Source organism: Breoghania sp. (assembly GCF_030066895.1).
Classification (GTDB): domain Bacteria; phylum Pseudomonadota; class Alphaproteobacteria; order Rhizobiales; family Stappiaceae; genus Breoghania.
This window is the reverse complement of sequence record NZ_JASJAV010000019.1, coordinates 107139-122687: the sequence shown is the minus strand read 5'-3', so window position 1 is coordinate 122687 and position 15549 is coordinate 107139. Positions and strand designations below refer to the sequence as shown.

General features: G+C 61.6%; 9 protein-coding genes and 5 pseudogenes. 10 read left to right on the top strand and 4 right to left on the bottom strand.

Going from position 1 to position 15549, the window contains the following annotated elements; translation table 11 throughout:
• Positions 1–37 precede the first annotated feature (37 nt).
• Complete coding sequence (locus tag QNJ43_RS18720) at positions 38–394, top strand: hypothetical protein (RefSeq protein ID WP_300472060.1); 357 nt, start codon at positions 38–40, stop codon at positions 392–394.
• Complete coding sequence (locus QNJ43_RS18715; protein WP_300472059.1) at positions 387–632, top strand: hypothetical protein; 246 nt, start codon at positions 387–389, stop codon at positions 630–632. The genes QNJ43_RS18720 and QNJ43_RS18715 overlap by 8 nt, the downstream gene beginning before the upstream one ends.
• 90 nt (positions 633–722) lie before the next feature.
• Here QNJ43_RS18715 and QNJ43_RS18710 read toward each other — a convergent pair whose 3' ends face one another.
• From QNJ43_RS18710 to QNJ43_RS18700, 3 genes are all read right to left on the bottom strand, one after another.
• Positions 723–1877, bottom strand: a complete 1155-nt coding sequence (locus tag QNJ43_RS18710; RefSeq protein ID WP_300472058.1) for a hypothetical protein — start codon at positions 1875–1877, stop codon at positions 723–725.
• A gap of 288 nt (positions 1878–2165) precedes the next feature.
• On the bottom strand, positions 2166–2675 hold the full coding sequence (locus QNJ43_RS18705) for a hypothetical protein (RefSeq protein WP_300472057.1): 510 nt from the start codon (positions 2673–2675) through the stop codon (positions 2166–2168).
• The gene (locus QNJ43_RS18700; protein WP_300472056.1) at positions 2672–3160 is read right to left on the bottom strand and encodes a hypothetical protein; all 489 of its coding nucleotides are present in this window, start codon (positions 3158–3160) and stop codon (positions 2672–2674) included. Before QNJ43_RS18700 ends, QNJ43_RS18705 begins: the two co-directional genes overlap by 4 nt.
• Before the next feature lie 216 nt (positions 3161–3376).
• Here QNJ43_RS18700 and QNJ43_RS18695 point away from each other — a divergent pair, with 216 nt between their 5' ends.
• From QNJ43_RS18695 to QNJ43_RS27410, 3 genes are read left to right on the top strand one after another with little or no spacing between them, the layout of a single operon-like run.
• Positions 3377–3931, top strand: coding sequence for a TRAP transporter small permease subunit (locus QNJ43_RS18695; protein WP_300472055.1), 555 nt, complete (start codon positions 3377–3379; stop codon positions 3929–3931).
• Positions 3931–4848, top strand: coding sequence for a TRAP transporter large permease subunit (locus QNJ43_RS27415; protein WP_346433044.1), 918 nt, complete (start codon positions 3931–3933; stop codon positions 4846–4848). Before QNJ43_RS18695 ends, QNJ43_RS27415 begins: the two co-directional genes overlap by 1 nt.
• Positions 4814–5527: a TRAP transporter large permease subunit gene (locus QNJ43_RS27410; RefSeq protein ID WP_346433042.1), complete on the top strand. Its 714-nt coding sequence runs from the start codon at positions 4814–4816 to the stop codon at positions 5525–5527. Before QNJ43_RS27415 ends, QNJ43_RS27410 begins: the two co-directional genes overlap by 35 nt.
• A gap of 76 nt (positions 5528–5603) precedes the next feature.
• Here QNJ43_RS27410 and QNJ43_RS18685 read toward each other — a convergent pair whose 3' ends face one another.
• Entirely contained in the window at positions 5604–5726 is a 123-nt protein-coding gene (locus QNJ43_RS18685) for a hypothetical protein (protein WP_300472054.1), read from the bottom strand.
• A 339-nt stretch (positions 5727–6065) separates the two neighbouring features.
• Here QNJ43_RS18685 and QNJ43_RS18680 point away from each other — a divergent pair.
• From QNJ43_RS18680 to QNJ43_RS18660, 5 pseudogenes are all read left to right on the top strand, one after another.
• Positions 6066–9565: pseudogene (locus QNJ43_RS18680) on the top strand (indolepyruvate ferredoxin oxidoreductase family protein).
• A gap of 646 nt (positions 9566–10211) precedes the next feature.
• Positions 10212–12154 (top strand): annotated as a pseudogene (locus QNJ43_RS18675) (AMP-binding protein).
• Positions 12151–12956: pseudogene (locus tag QNJ43_RS18670) on the top strand (ABC transporter ATP-binding protein). Before QNJ43_RS18675 ends, QNJ43_RS18670 begins: the two co-directional pseudogenes overlap by 4 nt.
• Before the next feature lie 310 nt (positions 12957–13266).
• Positions 13267–14222 (top strand): annotated as a pseudogene (locus QNJ43_RS18665) (branched-chain amino acid ABC transporter permease).
• Positions 14223–14228: 6 nt separating this feature from the next.
• Positions 14229–15306, top strand: a pseudogene (locus QNJ43_RS18660) (branched-chain amino acid ABC transporter permease).
• The last annotated feature ends 243 nt before the right edge of the window (positions 15307–15549 follow it).

Genomic DNA, 15549 nt, shown 5'->3' with positions numbered 1-15549 from the left:
CATTAATCGCGCCGAACCGAACGGCATCTACACCGAGGTGCGCGGCGAGCGCGCGAAGGCCAAGGTGGAGAAGCTGAAGGCCGAGCACGCCGAGTTGAAGGCGCAGATCCCGGCGGACTGGAAGGAGCGCAGCAGCGCGTTTTCCAAGATTCAGTGCAAGGAGCAAACGGCGCGTCAGACCTATCGGCGCCTGAGCGATCAGGCCTACGAGCCCTTGCAGGAAACGCTCAAGGTGCTGCACGACACGTCTGCCTATGTCGCGCTCAAGGCGGAGTTCGATACGCTGGAGCCGAAACTCGACGAGTTGAAGCCGGACGCCTTTGTCGACTACGCGGCAGATCTGCGATGTGGAGGGCACGTCGGATCTGCGCTCGGCGGTCAACGACGTGCGTAAGGCGATGCGCTCCAAGACGCCGGACAAGGACGCGACCCGCGCGGCAATCGCGGAGGTGATGACGACATACGAGACGGGTCTTGCCTGGCGGCAGAAGGCGGAGGCCCCGCTTGAGGCCTACGAGGCGGCGATCCGCGACACGATCGGTCTGCGTCTCCAGCCGCGTCTGTCGGAAGACCAGTCGCTCTATGTCGCGGCCTGCTCGTCCGGGCACCGCGATCTGTCGCTGAGCTTCTGAGCCACAAGTCGATCGGGTCGGGGTGGCTGTGGTCCGGTTCGATCCTCTGAAATCAAAGGCCGCCCGAGGTTTCGATCTTGAGCGGCTTTTCTATTCGCAACAAGTGGAGAGAGATGCGCCGGTGCCGGTGCGCTCGACTGTTGCCCCGGCGTTCTTGCCGGAAAAGGGCAGGAGATCAACCTCCGTGACGTCCTCCTTTAATCTTGCACCGGGCACGTCATATGGCACCCAATCGGCAAAGTTCGCCGCCTCCTGCATGGGCGAAGAGAACTCGTTCGGAGCAACGCCCCGGCCGAAGACGTGCGCGACCGCGGCAACGGAGAGAGGCCTGCCGGCCTTGCGTCGGGCCTCGATGACGGCGACGAGATGGCGGGCGAGCGATCCTATCCTCGGGGCGTTTGCTTGCGAGCCTTCGCGCGTCGTGTCGGCGAGATCGGAAATCTGACGACCGGGCTCTGCGGCGAAAAACGCGAGGCCTTCGTCGGTCAGTTTGGCCAGCGATTGATCCATCAGGGCGGAGAAGGGGAAGACGAGTGGAGCGATCGACGCCAATCCGGTCAGTTCCTGGGTCACCGAGGCATAACAATTGTCGAAAAGGGCGAGGAAGGGAACGAGCGGATTGCCGTCCGTGCGGTATGCGTTCTCCGCACGTCGTTGCCGATCTATGTCGATCAATTCCTGCTGTCGGCGCAAGGCCGCCTGTGTGTCCTGCCAATCGGTGATGTCGGGCATAAGCTGGCTGGGAACGAAATCGTCGAAATGGCGCATGCTGTCGTCTTCGCGGAAATAGACGAGGGCGGACAGCACGTCCCAGCTCCAGATTGCGCGCTTGATCAGTCTGAGCGTGAAGCTTTGACCGGCGCTGTTGGTGAATTCCAGGTTGCCGAACAGGAGATAGAGATTGCGCCCTGCTGCATCTCCGAGCCCGTGCCCCATGAACCCGTGCTCCATGAAATAGAAGACGATGCGCGGGTTTTCTGCCTTATCTTGCCTGATCCGGCGTTTCAGCGCGGTGAGGGCGGAAAAGACATCCTCGCGCGAGATGCGTCCTTCGCCCGGCGCATTGCTGATGTCGGAGGTCAGCAGGATGCACGAATGTGTCCCGGCGGCCTCCAGCGCTTCGGCGACCCGCCGGGCGGAATGTTCGGGTGCCGAAACCCGTCCCAAAAGCCCTTGCGCGCCGTCCTCAGGCTGCACACGGCCGCGTTCGGGATCGGAGACATAGGCATAGTCCTCGGATCCCACGGCGAGATAATAGAGTTGAACAGGACGGGCGTCAGGAGCGGGACGGTCAGCTGCTGTGCTTACGCCCGCGCTCATCAGCACCGCGAGCGCCGCGTACGAAATCCTTCGAATGCAGATGAAAGTCATGGAGCCTCTCAAGGTGCTTTGATCAAATGGCAAGGATCGAGAGACGCCGGTCCCGGACAGGCTATTCGCTGCAGCTTTCAACGGGCCGTATCGTGATGCGAAGGAAGAATTCGAAGATGCTATGCGTTTCATAGAGTGTGAGGCACCGGTCGAGGCGCGCACTCAACGGAGCGAATTCCCCCGAAGAAAAGCGAACGCGGTAAGCGTTCCCTCCGGAGTCTCCCGCGTGCCGTGGACGCCGACGACGGCCATCTTCAGGTTTGCATGGAATATCAGCAGATCCGTGCTCAACCCTGGGGCGAACGTGTCGAGCTCCCGCCGCAAACCGGCAAGCTTTGCCGAGGCCGTCGCGAACTTCTCTCTGTCGTTCTGCCGCTGGTCGGGCGCTCGTTTCACCGAGGGCTCCGGTTGACTGAGAATTTGGTGGACCGCACCGACATAGTCCTGCGCTAATCCTAGCAGCCGGGTCTCCTCCGCCCTGAGTTGCTGATAGTCAGTGAGGAACAGGGTAAACAACCAACCCAGCAAACCGGCCAAAGCGGCCTCGCTGAAAAACCTGATTCCGAATATTCTCCGCATACGCTTTCGCAGTGATGTCGAAGCGCCATCGGTGTCGGGCTCTTCGGCAACGAGTTTGTCTGCGACAAGCTTTTCGGGGGCGGACTTACTCACAGTGCCTGCACCCAGTGGTAGCAGTTAGTAATCAGGTTCGTCGTATTCAGGTTGATTGCCTGAGTGATCACGAGATTGGCGGTTTGATAGCCGCACGTGACGTCGCTGTGATCCGCGCCCTGATAGGTCGCGGCCGTCACTTGCATCTGCAACTCGCGTCCGTGAAGCATGTAGCCGAGAACGATCTTTCCGCTCTCTGTAACTTCCCAGGTCATTGGACAGACGAGAAGACTGCCGGAGCGGCTCTCAAGGCGCCCTTGACCTTCCGGCCCGCGGGAGAACGCGAGGTCGTAGTGCAGGCGGTTCTGAAAGGCGGATTGTTCGCCGTAGATGTTCGTCTTGAATACATGATGCCAGTAGCCGGGACGGCTTGTGGTCTCGGAGCCGCCCGTCAGGCAGGCGACAATGTCGCCCGTGCAGGCGTGCCCTGCGGTCGCAGGGAAAAGAAATGCCAGTGCCAGCAGGGCCTTGCATTTTCGGCGCATGTCCGCTGCTCCACAGAATTCGTGCGGTTGTGCGAAGATATAGATACTTTTTTCAATGAAAATTTACGCAATTGTGTCTGTAAAATGCCGTTGCGGCAATTAACCCAAGGGAGAACGGGGCGGGGTTTGGAAGGAATAGAAAACCGCACCAATGGCCCGTTTTTATTTCGCTCCCGCAGTGCTATGCGAACGCAAGGTTTCCCCGGGATTCTGCTTATGCTTGCCGTCGCCGTCGCCATCGATCGTCTCAATACCCTCATCGGGCGAGGTATCGCCTGGGCTATGCCCCTGATGGTGGTGATACAGGTGACGGTGGTGCTGATGCGCTATGTCTTCGGCCTCGGCTCCATCTGGATGCAGGAATCGATCGTTTACCTGCATGCCTCGACCTTTCTGCTGGCGGGTGCCTACACGCTGGCCGTCGATGCCCATGTGCGGGTCGATATTCTCTACCGGGACGCCCGGCCGCGCACCCGGGCGCTGGTCGATACGTTGGGCATGATCTTCTTTCTGCTGCCCATGTGCGGCGTCATCCTCTGGGTGTCGACGCCCTATGTGGCGCGGTCCTGGTCGATCCTGGAAGGCTCGCGCGAGACCTCCGGCATTCAGGCCATCTTCCTTCTCAAGACGCTTATTCTGGTCTTTGCCGGGCTGATGGCATTGCAGGGGATCGGCATCGTCTTCAAGGTGGTTCTGGCGCTGGCAGGCAGTTCGATCGTCCTGCGCCGTTTCACCCGTGAGGTGGGCGTCGACGGCGAGAAGGTCGCGTGATGTCCATGCTGCTCAATCCCACCGATCTCGTCCATTCTCTCGATATCCTGATGTTCGTTGCGGCTTGCATCTTCCTGATGTCGGGCTTTCCGGTCGCCTTCACGCTGGCGGGCATCGCGCTCGTCTTCGCGCTGCTGGGTCATTTCGCGGGCGCCTCGATCACGCTTGCAGCACTTCTCTTGCGCATCTTCGACCAGATGACCAACGAAGTGCTGGTCGTCGTGCCGCTGTTCATCTTCATGGACGTGGTGCTCGAACGATCGCGGATCGCGGAAGATCTGCTGGAATCGATGGGACGTCTTTTCGGGCGGATGAACGGTGGGCTGGCGCTGGCTGTCACGCTGGTCGGCACGCTCCTGGCGGCGTCGACCGGCATCGTCGGGGTGACCGTGGTCACGATGGGACTGATGTCGCTGCCGACCATGCTGAGGAACGGCTATTCGCCCGTCCTTGTCTGCGGCGGGATTGCGGCGACCAGAACGCTCGGCCAGATCATTCCGCCCTCCATCGTGCTGGTCATCCTCGGTGATCAGCTCGCCAACGCCTATCAGAAGGCGCAGATGGAGATGGGCAATTTCGCGCCCGATACCGTTTCTGTCGGCGATCTCTTTGCCGGGGCGCTGCTGCCGGGGTTGATGCTGGTCAGCCTCTATATCGGCTGGCAGATGGTCGTGGTATTGATCCGCCCCAAGGCCGCGCCCGCCATGGTCAGCGAGGACGAGGATTTGCCGAAGGGCGAGATTCTGTCGGCCCTGATGCCGCCGGTGGTGCTGATCGTCGCCGTGCTTGGCTCCATTCTGGCGGGCATCGCGACGCCGACGGAAGCCGCGGGCGTGGGGGCGGCAGGCGCGCTGCTTCTGGCAGGAAACCGTCTGGCGACCGGTGCGAGCCGTGCCGTGCGCATCGCCTTTGCCTAATCTCATCGGCCTGCTTGTTCTGACATCCTTCGTCGATCTGCGCCCCATGCGCGACGACATCCCGACCTTCGACATGGTCGGAATCGTCATTGCCGTCTTCCTGTCGGTAGCCTTTGCGGCGAGTTTTGCGCTGGTGCTGGTGCGCCTCATCCGTTCCGGCGTTCTCGGAGACGTGTCGCGCCAGAGTGTGCGGATCACCTCGATGGTCTTTGCCATCGTCATCGGGGCGAGTTTCTTCTCGCTGGTCTTTGGCGATCTCGGCGGCGAGGAGCTGGTCAAGTCGGCACTGTCCGATCTGCCGGGCGGAACCTTCGGCGCGGTCCTGGCCGTCATGGCGGTGATGTTTGTCCTCGGTTTCTTTCTCGATTTTCTGGAGATTGTCTTCGTCGTCGTGCCGCTGGTGGCGCCGGTGCTTCTGAAGATGGAGATGCTCGGCGGCGAGCCGATGAGCCGGGTCTGGCTGGCTGTGATGATGGCGGTCAACCTGCAGACCTCGTTCCTCCCCCCGCCCTTCGGCTTTGCGCTGTTCCACCTGCGCGGGGTGGCGCCCGACAGCGTGCGCACTTCCGCGATTTACAGGGGCATCATTCCCTATGTGCTGTTGCAGGTCGCAGCGCTTGCGCTGATCTGGTTCCTGCCGCAGATCGCGACGTGGTTGCCAGACGTAATCTACGGGTAGGACGCGACACCGTCCGCCCCCTCCGCCGTCATCCCCGATCAAGTCAGGGATGACCGGCGGAGGGATTGGGGGGCGTCTAAATCCTCCGTATCCAGCAGCCCAGTGCCAGAATTGCGTAGCCGATAACCAGCATCCAGAAGGGCGGGATCGGCAAAATGAAGATCGTCTGACCCGGCGCGTGCAAACGGATGCGTCGCATGAATTCCTCTCTCGTTTTTCAATCTGAAACACTGCACAATTTGCTTTCTCAAGTGGGTGAACACTGTGGATAATCTGATCCATATGTGGAAAACGTCCTGAGGGTCATTTAGTTCAATTGCTGGATCTCATGCGATATATTTCCAATAAACCATTTGACGTGTTGCCTCCCTCTCGGCCAAGCTATGGAGGATCTCGCATGGCCGGTTGCCCAGACCGGCCCCGTCGGCGACGGCATGATCGGCGGCCCTCCCTGCCGCTGCAGCGCAAGCGTTCTCATTAGCTTTTGCGCGCGCCTCGCCTGACTTGCGTCCTGTTCGAAATCGACATTGGAGATCACATGCACCTGAAGCCGGTTCGCCTCGATGACAAATACGATTTTGATATCGACCGTGTTTTCATCTCGGGAACCCAGGCGCTGGTACGGTTGGCGTTGATGCGCAAGGCGCTGGACGAGGCCGCGGGTCTTTCCACCGGCGGCTATTGTCACGGGTTATCGCGGCTCGCCGCTGGGCGGGCTCGATCAGCAGTTCTCACGCGCCAAGAAGCTTCTGGCGCCGCGCGATATCCATTTTCAACCCGCCATCAACGAGGATCTGGCGGCCACGGCCCTGTGGGGCACGCAGCAGGTCGCGCCATGCGCGGCGAGGGGCGCGTTAAGGGCGTCTTCGGCATCTGGTACGGCAAGGGGCCGGGCGTCGACCGTTCCGGCGATGGCCTTCCGCCATGCCAATCTGGCCGGAACCAGCCCGCATGGTGGCGTTCTGGCGCTGATGGGCGATGACCACACCTGCGAAAGCTTCCACCACCGCACACCAGTCCGAATATGCCTTCGTCGATGCGATGATCCCGGTCCTCAACCCGGCGGGCGTTCAGGAAATGCTCGATTACGGTCTGCATGGCTGGGCGTTGTCGCGGTTCGCCGGGGTGTGGGCGGGCATGAAATGCTTCAAGGGACAACGAGGAATCGACCGGCTCGGTCTATGCCTCGCTTGCGCGGTTCTCTCCCGATCTTCCCGATTTCGCCTTCCCCGAAGGCGGGCCGCATATCCGCATCGGCGATCCGCCGCTTGCCCATGAGGCGCGGCTGCACGAGGTGAAGCTGCCCGCAGCCCTTACCTATCTGACTGTTAACGGTCTCGACCGGATCGTCCATTCCGGCGGCAGGAAGCCGCGGATCGACATCGTGTCGATGGGCAAGAGCTGGCTCGATGTGCTGCAGACGCTCGACAGTCTCGGGGTCGACGAGGTGAAATGCGCCGATTTCGGCATCCGGCTCTACAAGGTCGGGTGCTCCTGGCCGCTGGAGCCGGACGGATATCCATATCCGCCGCTTTGCTGAGGGGTTGGAGGAAGTTGTCGTCGTTGAGGAAAAGCGCGACCTGATCGAGAGCCGGATGCGCGAGATCCTTTACGGGCGCACTGACGCCCCGGTCATCGTCGGCAAGCGCGACGAGGAGGGCCGCTGGCTCTTCCCTGCCAAGGGCGCGCTGGAGGCCAACGACATCGCGGTTGCCATCGGCGAGCGGGTTTCGAAGTTCTCGCCCAACGAGGAACTGATCGCCCGCACCCGCCATCTGGCCGAGGCTCAGGAGATCTTGCGCAAGACCGAGGACGTGGCCGTGCGCACGCCCTATTTCTGCGCCGGGTGCCCGCACAATTCCTCCACCCAGGTGTCGGAGGGCTCGCGCGCCTATGCCGGCATTGGCTGTCACTTCATGGCGCAGTGGATGGACCGCAACACGGAAGGCTACACCCAGATGAGCGGCGAGGGCGCCAACTGGGTGGGCGAGGCGCCGTTCTCCATCCGCGATCACGTCTTCCAGAATCTCGGCGATGGAACCTACAACCGTTCCGGCTATCTGGCGATCCGGGCTGCCGCGGCCTCCCGCGTCAACGTCACCTACAAGATTCTCTATAACGACGCGGTCGCGATGACCGGTGGGCAGCCGCATGACGGTGGGCTCTCCGTGCCGCAGATCGCCGCCCAGGTGGCGGGCGAAGGCGCAAACCGCATTGCCATCGTCACCGACGAGCCGGGCAAGTATCTACCCTCGATCGGCTGGCGGAAGGGCACGACCATCCATCACCGCGACGAGCTTCTCGACGTGGAGCGGGAGCTCTCAGGCGTCGAGGGGCTGTCCATCCTGATCTATGATCAGACGTGCGCGGCGGAAAAGCGCCGCCGGCGTGAGCGCGGCACATTCCCCGATCCCGACAAGCGCGTGGTCATCAACGAGCTGGTGTGCGAGGGCTGCGGCGATTGCGGCGTGAAGTCGAACTGCGTCGCCATTCAGCCGCTGGAGACGGAATTCGGTCGCAAGCGGCAGATCGATCAGTCGACCTGCAACAAGGACTTCTCGTGCCTGAAGGGTTTCTGCCCGAGCTTCGTCACCGTGGAAGGGGCGGAGCTGCGCAAGAAGCCGGTGGGGGCGGTTGAAATGGACGGGTCGGATATTTCCGGTCTCGCCGCGCCTGAGCTTCCGACGCTCGATGGTCCCGGTTCCTACGCCATCCTTCTCACCGGCGTGGGCGGCACGGGCGTCGTCACCGTCGGCGCGGTGCTCGGCATGGCCGCGCATCTGGGAGGCAAGGGCACCGGCATCATCGACATGGCGGGTCTTGCCCAGAGGGGCGGGGCGGTGACCAGCCATATCCGTATCGCCGGGGATCCGGACGCGATCAATTCCATCCGCGTCGGCGCGGGGGTTGCCGATCTCGTCATCGGCTGCGATATCGTGGTGGCGGGCTCGGCCAAGGTGCTGTCGGCGGCAGATCCGGAACGTTCCACCATCGTCGTCAACACGCATGAGATCTATCCCGGCTCCTTTACCCATGACGCCGATTTCTTGCTGCCCGGTCGTCGTCTGATCCATGCCATCGGCCAGCGGGCCAGACCCGGCGCCTCGCATTTCGTGGAAGCCACGAAGATCGCGACTGCGCTGATGGGCGATGCGATTGCGGCCAACATGTTCATGCTGGGCTATGCTTGGCAGGCGGGCGGCGTTCCGCTGTCGGCCGAAGCCATCGAGCAGGCGATTGAGATGAACGGCGTGGCGGTTTCCATGAACCGCGACGCCTTCCGCTGGGGACGGCTTGCTGCCGCCGATCATGAGAAGGTGGAAGCGCTCACCGCGCGTCCGACCGCCAAGGCGCAAGGCACGGCCCGGATTTCGGAAAACCTTGAGGAGATGATTGAGCGGCGCACCCGTTTCCTGGTCGACTATCACGATGCGACCTATGCGCAGGGTTATGCCGATCGTTTGTCGAAGCTGCGCCAGGCAGAGGAATGGGGCCGTGCCCGGCTCCACAGCGCTGAGCGAGATGGCGGCGCGCAATCTCTTCAAGCTGATGGCGATCAAGGACGAATATGAGGTCGCTCGGCTTTACACCGACGGCAGCTTCCAGCGTCAGATGGAGGCGCAGTTCTCCGGCTGGAAGAAGGTCAGCTTCCATCTCGCCCCACCAATCTTCGGCGGTGAGGATCCGAAGACCGGCGAGGCAAGGAAGCGCGTCTTTGGGCCGTGGATGATGCGTGCCTTCCGGCTTCTGGCCCGCATGCGCCGCATTCGCGGAACGGCGATCGATCCGTTCTCGCGGTTGGCCGACCGCAAGGCGGAACTGGCGCTGCGCGACGACTGCATGGCGGTGATCGACGAGATCACGGGCGGTTTGAGCTTCGACAACCACGCGGCGGCGATCGAACTGGCGGCGTGGCCGGACACCATCCGCGGCTACGGTCACATCCGTCGCGAGGTGATGGAGAAGGCCGCACTGAAGCGCGATGCCTTGCTGGAAGCCTTCCGCGTGGGTGAGCCGGTGAAGGTGGTTGCGGAGTAGGCTCCAGGGTCGGATAGGGAAGTAGAGGCGTGGCGGCTTTGCCGCTCTTGTCGCGCTGGATTCCGGATCAGCGTTTGGCTTGCGCCTCACTTGTCCGGAATGAGGGCGTTTGGGGCTGAGTTGTAACCACACGCCGACATTGAACCGAGTGCTGCCAGCCTGAACTCACGCCGTCCCTCGACACGGTTTTCACCTGCGTCTGCTTACGACTCTCCTCTTGCGCGTCATTCCGGACGGTCTGCGGCGAAGTCGCATGGCCAGATCCGGAAACCAGCGCGACAAGCGGCGCGCAAGCGCCTCCCTCTTAATTTTCTTGTCTCCCGATGCAATTCAATTGTCCATTTTATCAATAAATCCTCTGAATCTCCACACTCCCTCAATGTCAAAAATCCATCGTAATGCAAAACATTTTGCGCTGCAATGACATTATTGCGCTCTGCAAAATGATAAACATACGAAATGATTAACATCTATCTGCTTAAAGGGGCTTGATATTCCTGTCTGCCTCGGATTGTATTCCCTTACAAACAAAACAAATAACCCCGCAAAATCAAAACAACCTTCCGCGGGCAAATCGGTGAGGACACGCATGACGGAAGCGGTTACGGCCGCGGGTGGGATTGCTGGTGCTCCGACGTCCGGCAATCTGAGTGTCGACGGATCGGGACCCGCAAACACCGGCGACACTTTTCCCAAGCTGTTGCTACGCAATGCGCGCATCCGAGTACGGCGCCCGGCCGTCCGCAAGAAGGATCTCGGCATCTGGCAGACCTGGACGTGGGAAGAGGTGCATGACGAGGTGCGCGACTTCGCTCTGGGGCTGGCCGAGATGGGTTTCACGAGCGGCGACCGGCTGGCGATCGTCGGCTCGAACCGGCTGCGTTCTCTATTGGGCGATGGTGGCCGCGCAGTCGCTGGGTGGCGTGCCGGTGCCGGTCTATTCGGACTCGGTCGCCGCAGAGATGGCCTTCGTGCTGGAGCACGTCGAGGTCCGCTTCGCGATGGTCGAGGATCAAGAGCAGGTCGACAAGCTGCTCTCCGTCGCCGACAAGGTGCCGAGCCTTGAGGAGATCGTCTACGACGAGCCGCGGGGCCTGCGCGATTACGATCACACCCATCTGCATTCCTTCGAGACGGTGTCGGCGCGCGGACGAGACTATCGCTTCGCCAATGCGCAGGCTGAGATCGACTGGGCGCAGTGGCTGAGCGAGGCGTCGGGCTCCGATCTTGCGGTCATGCTCTATACATCCGGCACCACGGGGCGGCCCAAGGGGGTGATGCTCTCCTACGACAACGTCATCGTGCCGTCGGAAAACGCCAACGCCTTCGACCGGCTGGACGAGAGCGAGGAGACGCTCGCCTATCTGCCGATGGCCTGGATCGGCGACTACATCTTCTCCATCGGCTCAGTCCTATACGGCGGGCTATTGCGTCAATTGTCCCGAAAGCCCGGAGACGGTGCTGGACGACCGGCGCGAGATCGGCCCGACCTATTTCTTCGCCCCGCCGCGCGTCTTCGAGGGGCTGCTGACGCTCATCATGGTGCGGATGGAGGATGCCGGACGCCTCAAGAAGAGAATGTTCGACTACTTCATGGATTTGGCGCGGCGCTCGGGCGAGAAGATCCTGAACGGCGAGGCGACGCCGCTGAAGGACCGGCTCATCTACCGGCTCGGCGAATTTCTGGTCTCCGGGCCGCTGAGGAACCGGATGGGCTTTTCGCGTCTCAAGGTCGGCTACACGGCCGGCGAGACGATCGGACCGGAAATTTTCCGTTTCTACCGGGCGCTCGGCATCAACCTGAAGCAGCTCTACGGCCAGACGGAGGCGAGCGTTTATATCGCCATGCAGCCGGACGGTGAGATCTATGGCGATACCGTCGGCAAGCCCGCGCCGGGCGCCTTCCAGGGCTACTACAAGGACGAGAAGGCCACGCGCGAAACCAAGACCGATGACGGCTGGGTGCGCGCGGGCGATGCCGGGTTTTTCACCGAGAACGGTCACATCAAGATAATCGACCGGGCGAAGAACGTCGGACGTCTGACCGACGGGGCGTCGTTTGCACACAAATACATCGAGAACAAGCTCAAGTTTTTCCCCAATATCAAGTAGGTTGTGGCCTTCGGAGATGGGCGGGAGAAGGTTTGCGTCTTCATCAATATCGATCTCACCGCGGTGGGAAGCTGGGCGGAGGGCAACAACGTCAACTACGCTAGCTATCAGGAGCTTGCCGCCCATCCGCGTGTCTACTACGAGATGATCGAGGCGCATGTGGATCAGGTGAACAAGGATCTGGTCGGCGAGCCGCTGATGGCAGGCGCCCAGGTTCATCGCTTTCTGGTGCTGCACAAGGAACTCGATGCCAATGACGGCGAGTTGACCCGCACCCAGAAGGTGCGCCGCTCCTTCATCGCGGAACGTTACGAGCCGCTGATCGAGGCGCTTTACGACGGCTCGACGACCAAGCACGTGCAGACGGAAGTGACCTTCGAGGACGGCCGCAAGGGCGTCATCGAAGCCGATGTGGAGATTCGTGACATGACGGTTTATCCGGCTCGCGGCGAAGGCGTCAGGGAAGCGGCAGAATGAACGCTCATGTGGATCCCGACTCGGCGGTTCCCTTCCTTTCCAAGGGAGAGGTCCTGCTGAAGGTCGACAACGTCTCGCTGTTCTTCGGCGGCGTGAAGGCGATCACCAACATCTCGTTCGATATCCAGAAGGGCGAGATCCGCGCGATTATCGAGCCCAACGGGGCGGGCAAGACGTCGATGCTCAATGTCATCAATGACTTCTACCACCCGCAGGTCGGCACGATCACCTGGCGCGGCGCAAGATGAAGTCCTGTGAGGCGGCAAGTCAGGGCATTGCGCGCACTTTTCAGAACGTGGCGCTCTTCAAGGGCATGACGACGCTCGACAACATCATGTCGGGGCGCACGCTCGCCATGCGGTGCGACTTCTTTTGACAGCTCCTGCATTACGGCCCGGCGCGCGAGAAAGAGATCGCGCACCGCCGCCGGGTGGAGGAGATCATCGACTTTCTGTAAATCGAGCACATCCGGAAAATGCCCGTCGGCCGACTGCCCTACGGCTTGCAGAAGCGGGTGGAACTCGGTCGGGCGCTGGCCATGGAGCCGGAGCTCCTGCTGCTTGATGAACCGATGGCGGGCATGAACCTGGAAGAGAAGGAAGACATGAGCCGCTACATCGTCGACGTGAACGAACAGTTCGGCACGACGATCGCGCTCATCGAGCACGACATGGGCGTCGTGATGGACCTCTCCGACCGGGTGGTGGTGCTCGACTACGGCAAGAAGATCGCCGACGGTCTGCCCTCCGAGGTCAAGTCCGACCAGGACGTGATCGACGCCTATCTGGGTGTGGCGCATTAAGGGGGGCGGGACGATGGCAGGTCTCAAGCCCGCGTGTCGGCAGGATGGCGAGCGCTACGCTCTCCTCTCGTCTTCCATCAGAGACAAAAGGACTTCGAGGGTTTTGGGCAATCCCACCTTCGTCATCCCCCGGCGCAGTCCGGGGGATCCATTCCGGCCCTCCGTGCTTGTGGGTGCCGGCAATGGATTGCCCGGACCATGCCGGGCAATGGCGGCGGAAAGAGAAGGAGCGCAAAGGCGCCATCCCATCCGGGCGGGCAGCTCCATCCTTCGAGACCTCACCATATTCACCAAGGCAGGGTCGTAACCCATGCTCTATGACATCTTTATCGATCTCTTCATGCAGATGGCCGCGCAGCCGAACTTCTTTCTGCAGGTGCTGTGGGAAGGCTTCGTCGCCGGTATCCTCTATGCGCTGATCGCGCTCGGCTTCCTGCTGATCTTCAAGGCTTCGGGCGTCTTCAACTTCGCGCAAGGCATCATGGTGGTGTTCGCCGCGCTGACGTTGGTGGGCCTGCACGAAAACGGCGTGCCCGCCTATCTGGCGCTGCTGCTCGCCATCGGCGTGATGGGGCGCTTTTCGCCTATACGGTGGAGCGCGTCGTCATGCGGCCGCTGGTTAACCAGCCGGAAATCATCCTGCTGATGGCGACCATCGGCATGACCTATTTCCTCGTCGGTTTCGGTGAGTTCGTCTTCGGCGGCGAGCCCAAGTCGGTGATCACCGAGGAACTGGGCTTGCCCACCGGCTCCACCGCCTTCGAGATCGGCGAGCGCGGGCTCCTGATCCTGCAGCACATCGATATCGCGGCCGCCGTGATCGCGATCGTGATGGTCGCAGCACTGGGCATCTTCTTCAACAAGACCCGCATCGGGCGTGCGCTTCGGGCGGTTGCAGACGATCACCAGGCGGCGCTGTCGGTCGGCATCTCGCTCAATCAGATCTGGGCGATCATGTGATTTGCCGCCGGTATCGTGGCACCGGCGACGGGCATCATGTGGGGGGCCCGTTCCGACGTGTCCTTCGCGTTGGAAATCATTGCCTTCAAGGCGCTTCCCGTTCTGATCCTGGGCGGTTTCACGTCCATTCCCGGCGCCATCGTCGGCGGGCTCGTGATCGGGTTCGGTGAAAAGATCGGCGAGATCTACTGGGGCCCGCTGGTCGGCGGCGGCATCGAGAACTAGCTCGCCTACATCATCGCGCTCATCTTCCTGCTGTTCCGGCCGCGGGGTATGTTCGGCGAACGCACCATCGAGAGGGTCTAGAGCCACATGTTTTACCGTGAAGCAGGCCAGTTCAAGACGACCTACGAGGCGGATCAGTCGCTCTTCCCGCTCAAGGAAGACCGTCTCGGCCTTTCCGTTATCGTCGCGATCGCCTTCGTGGTGATCCCGTTCCTGGCGACCGACTTCTTTCTCACCTCGGCGATGACGCCGTTTCTGATCTTCGCGCTTGCCGCAATCAGGCTGAACGTGCTCACCGCCTATGCCGGGCAGCTTTCGCTCGGCATAGGCGCCTTTATGGGCGTGGGGTCATACTCCGCCTACAGGCTAACATAGATCTTTCCAGAGGCCAACATCATCGTGCTACTTCTGGCGTCCGGCATCTTTTCCGCCGCGATCGGCGTTGCCTTCGGTCTGCCGAGTTTGCGCATCAAGGGGCTCTATCTGGCGGTGACGACGCTTACCGCCCAGTTCTTTCTGGAATGGTGCTTCATCCGCATTCCGTGGCTCTACAATTACAACGTCTCGGGCGCCATCGAGGTGCCGCAGCGCGAAATGGCCGGCGTCATCGTGACCGGACCGGCGACCGCACCGCTGACGCAATATTTCATCGTGCTGGGCGTCACTGTCGAGCTGACCTGGTTCGTCTCCAACCTGATCCACGGACGGATCGGGCGGCAATGGATGATGATCCGCAACATAGACATTGCGGCCGAACTGATCGGCGTGCGTCCGTTGACCGCCAAGCTCTCGGCCTTTGCCGTGCGTCGTATCTGTGCGGGGTGGTGGGCGCGATGATGGTGTTCTTCTGGTTGGGAGCGGCCGAGCCGTCGGCCTTTGCCATCTCGCTGTCGTTCCAGGTTCTGTTCATGGCGATCCTCGGGGGGCTGGGGAGCCTGATCGGCTCCTACATGGGAGCGGCATTCATCTGGATCCTGCCGGTGGCCTTGCGCGTCGTGCTGCCCTCGCTGAGCATCGAGGTAGGGGCGTAAACGGTGGAACATCTGACCTTCATGATCTTCGGGGACTGATCATCTTCTTCCTGATCACCGAGCCGTACGGCCTTGCCAGGCTGTGGCAGCTCGCCAAGGAGAAGCTGAGGGTCTGGCCGTTCCTCTACGGGTGATCGGTCTGAAACAGGGGGGGTGCCTGAGGGGCGCGCCACGCGGTCGGGCTCGGAGCCGGCGCGGTCGCAATGCAGAGCTAAGGCTTCATGTCCGGTGCAGTCCGGAGAGAAGGGAGGAGATAATGAAAAACACTCTATTGGGCAGGAAGTTCCCGTTAGCCGCAGGGCTTGCCGCCGCGGTGATCTCGGGCAGCGTGGTCGTGCCGACGGCCCAGGCCGCAGACAGCATCTATGTGCCGCTGT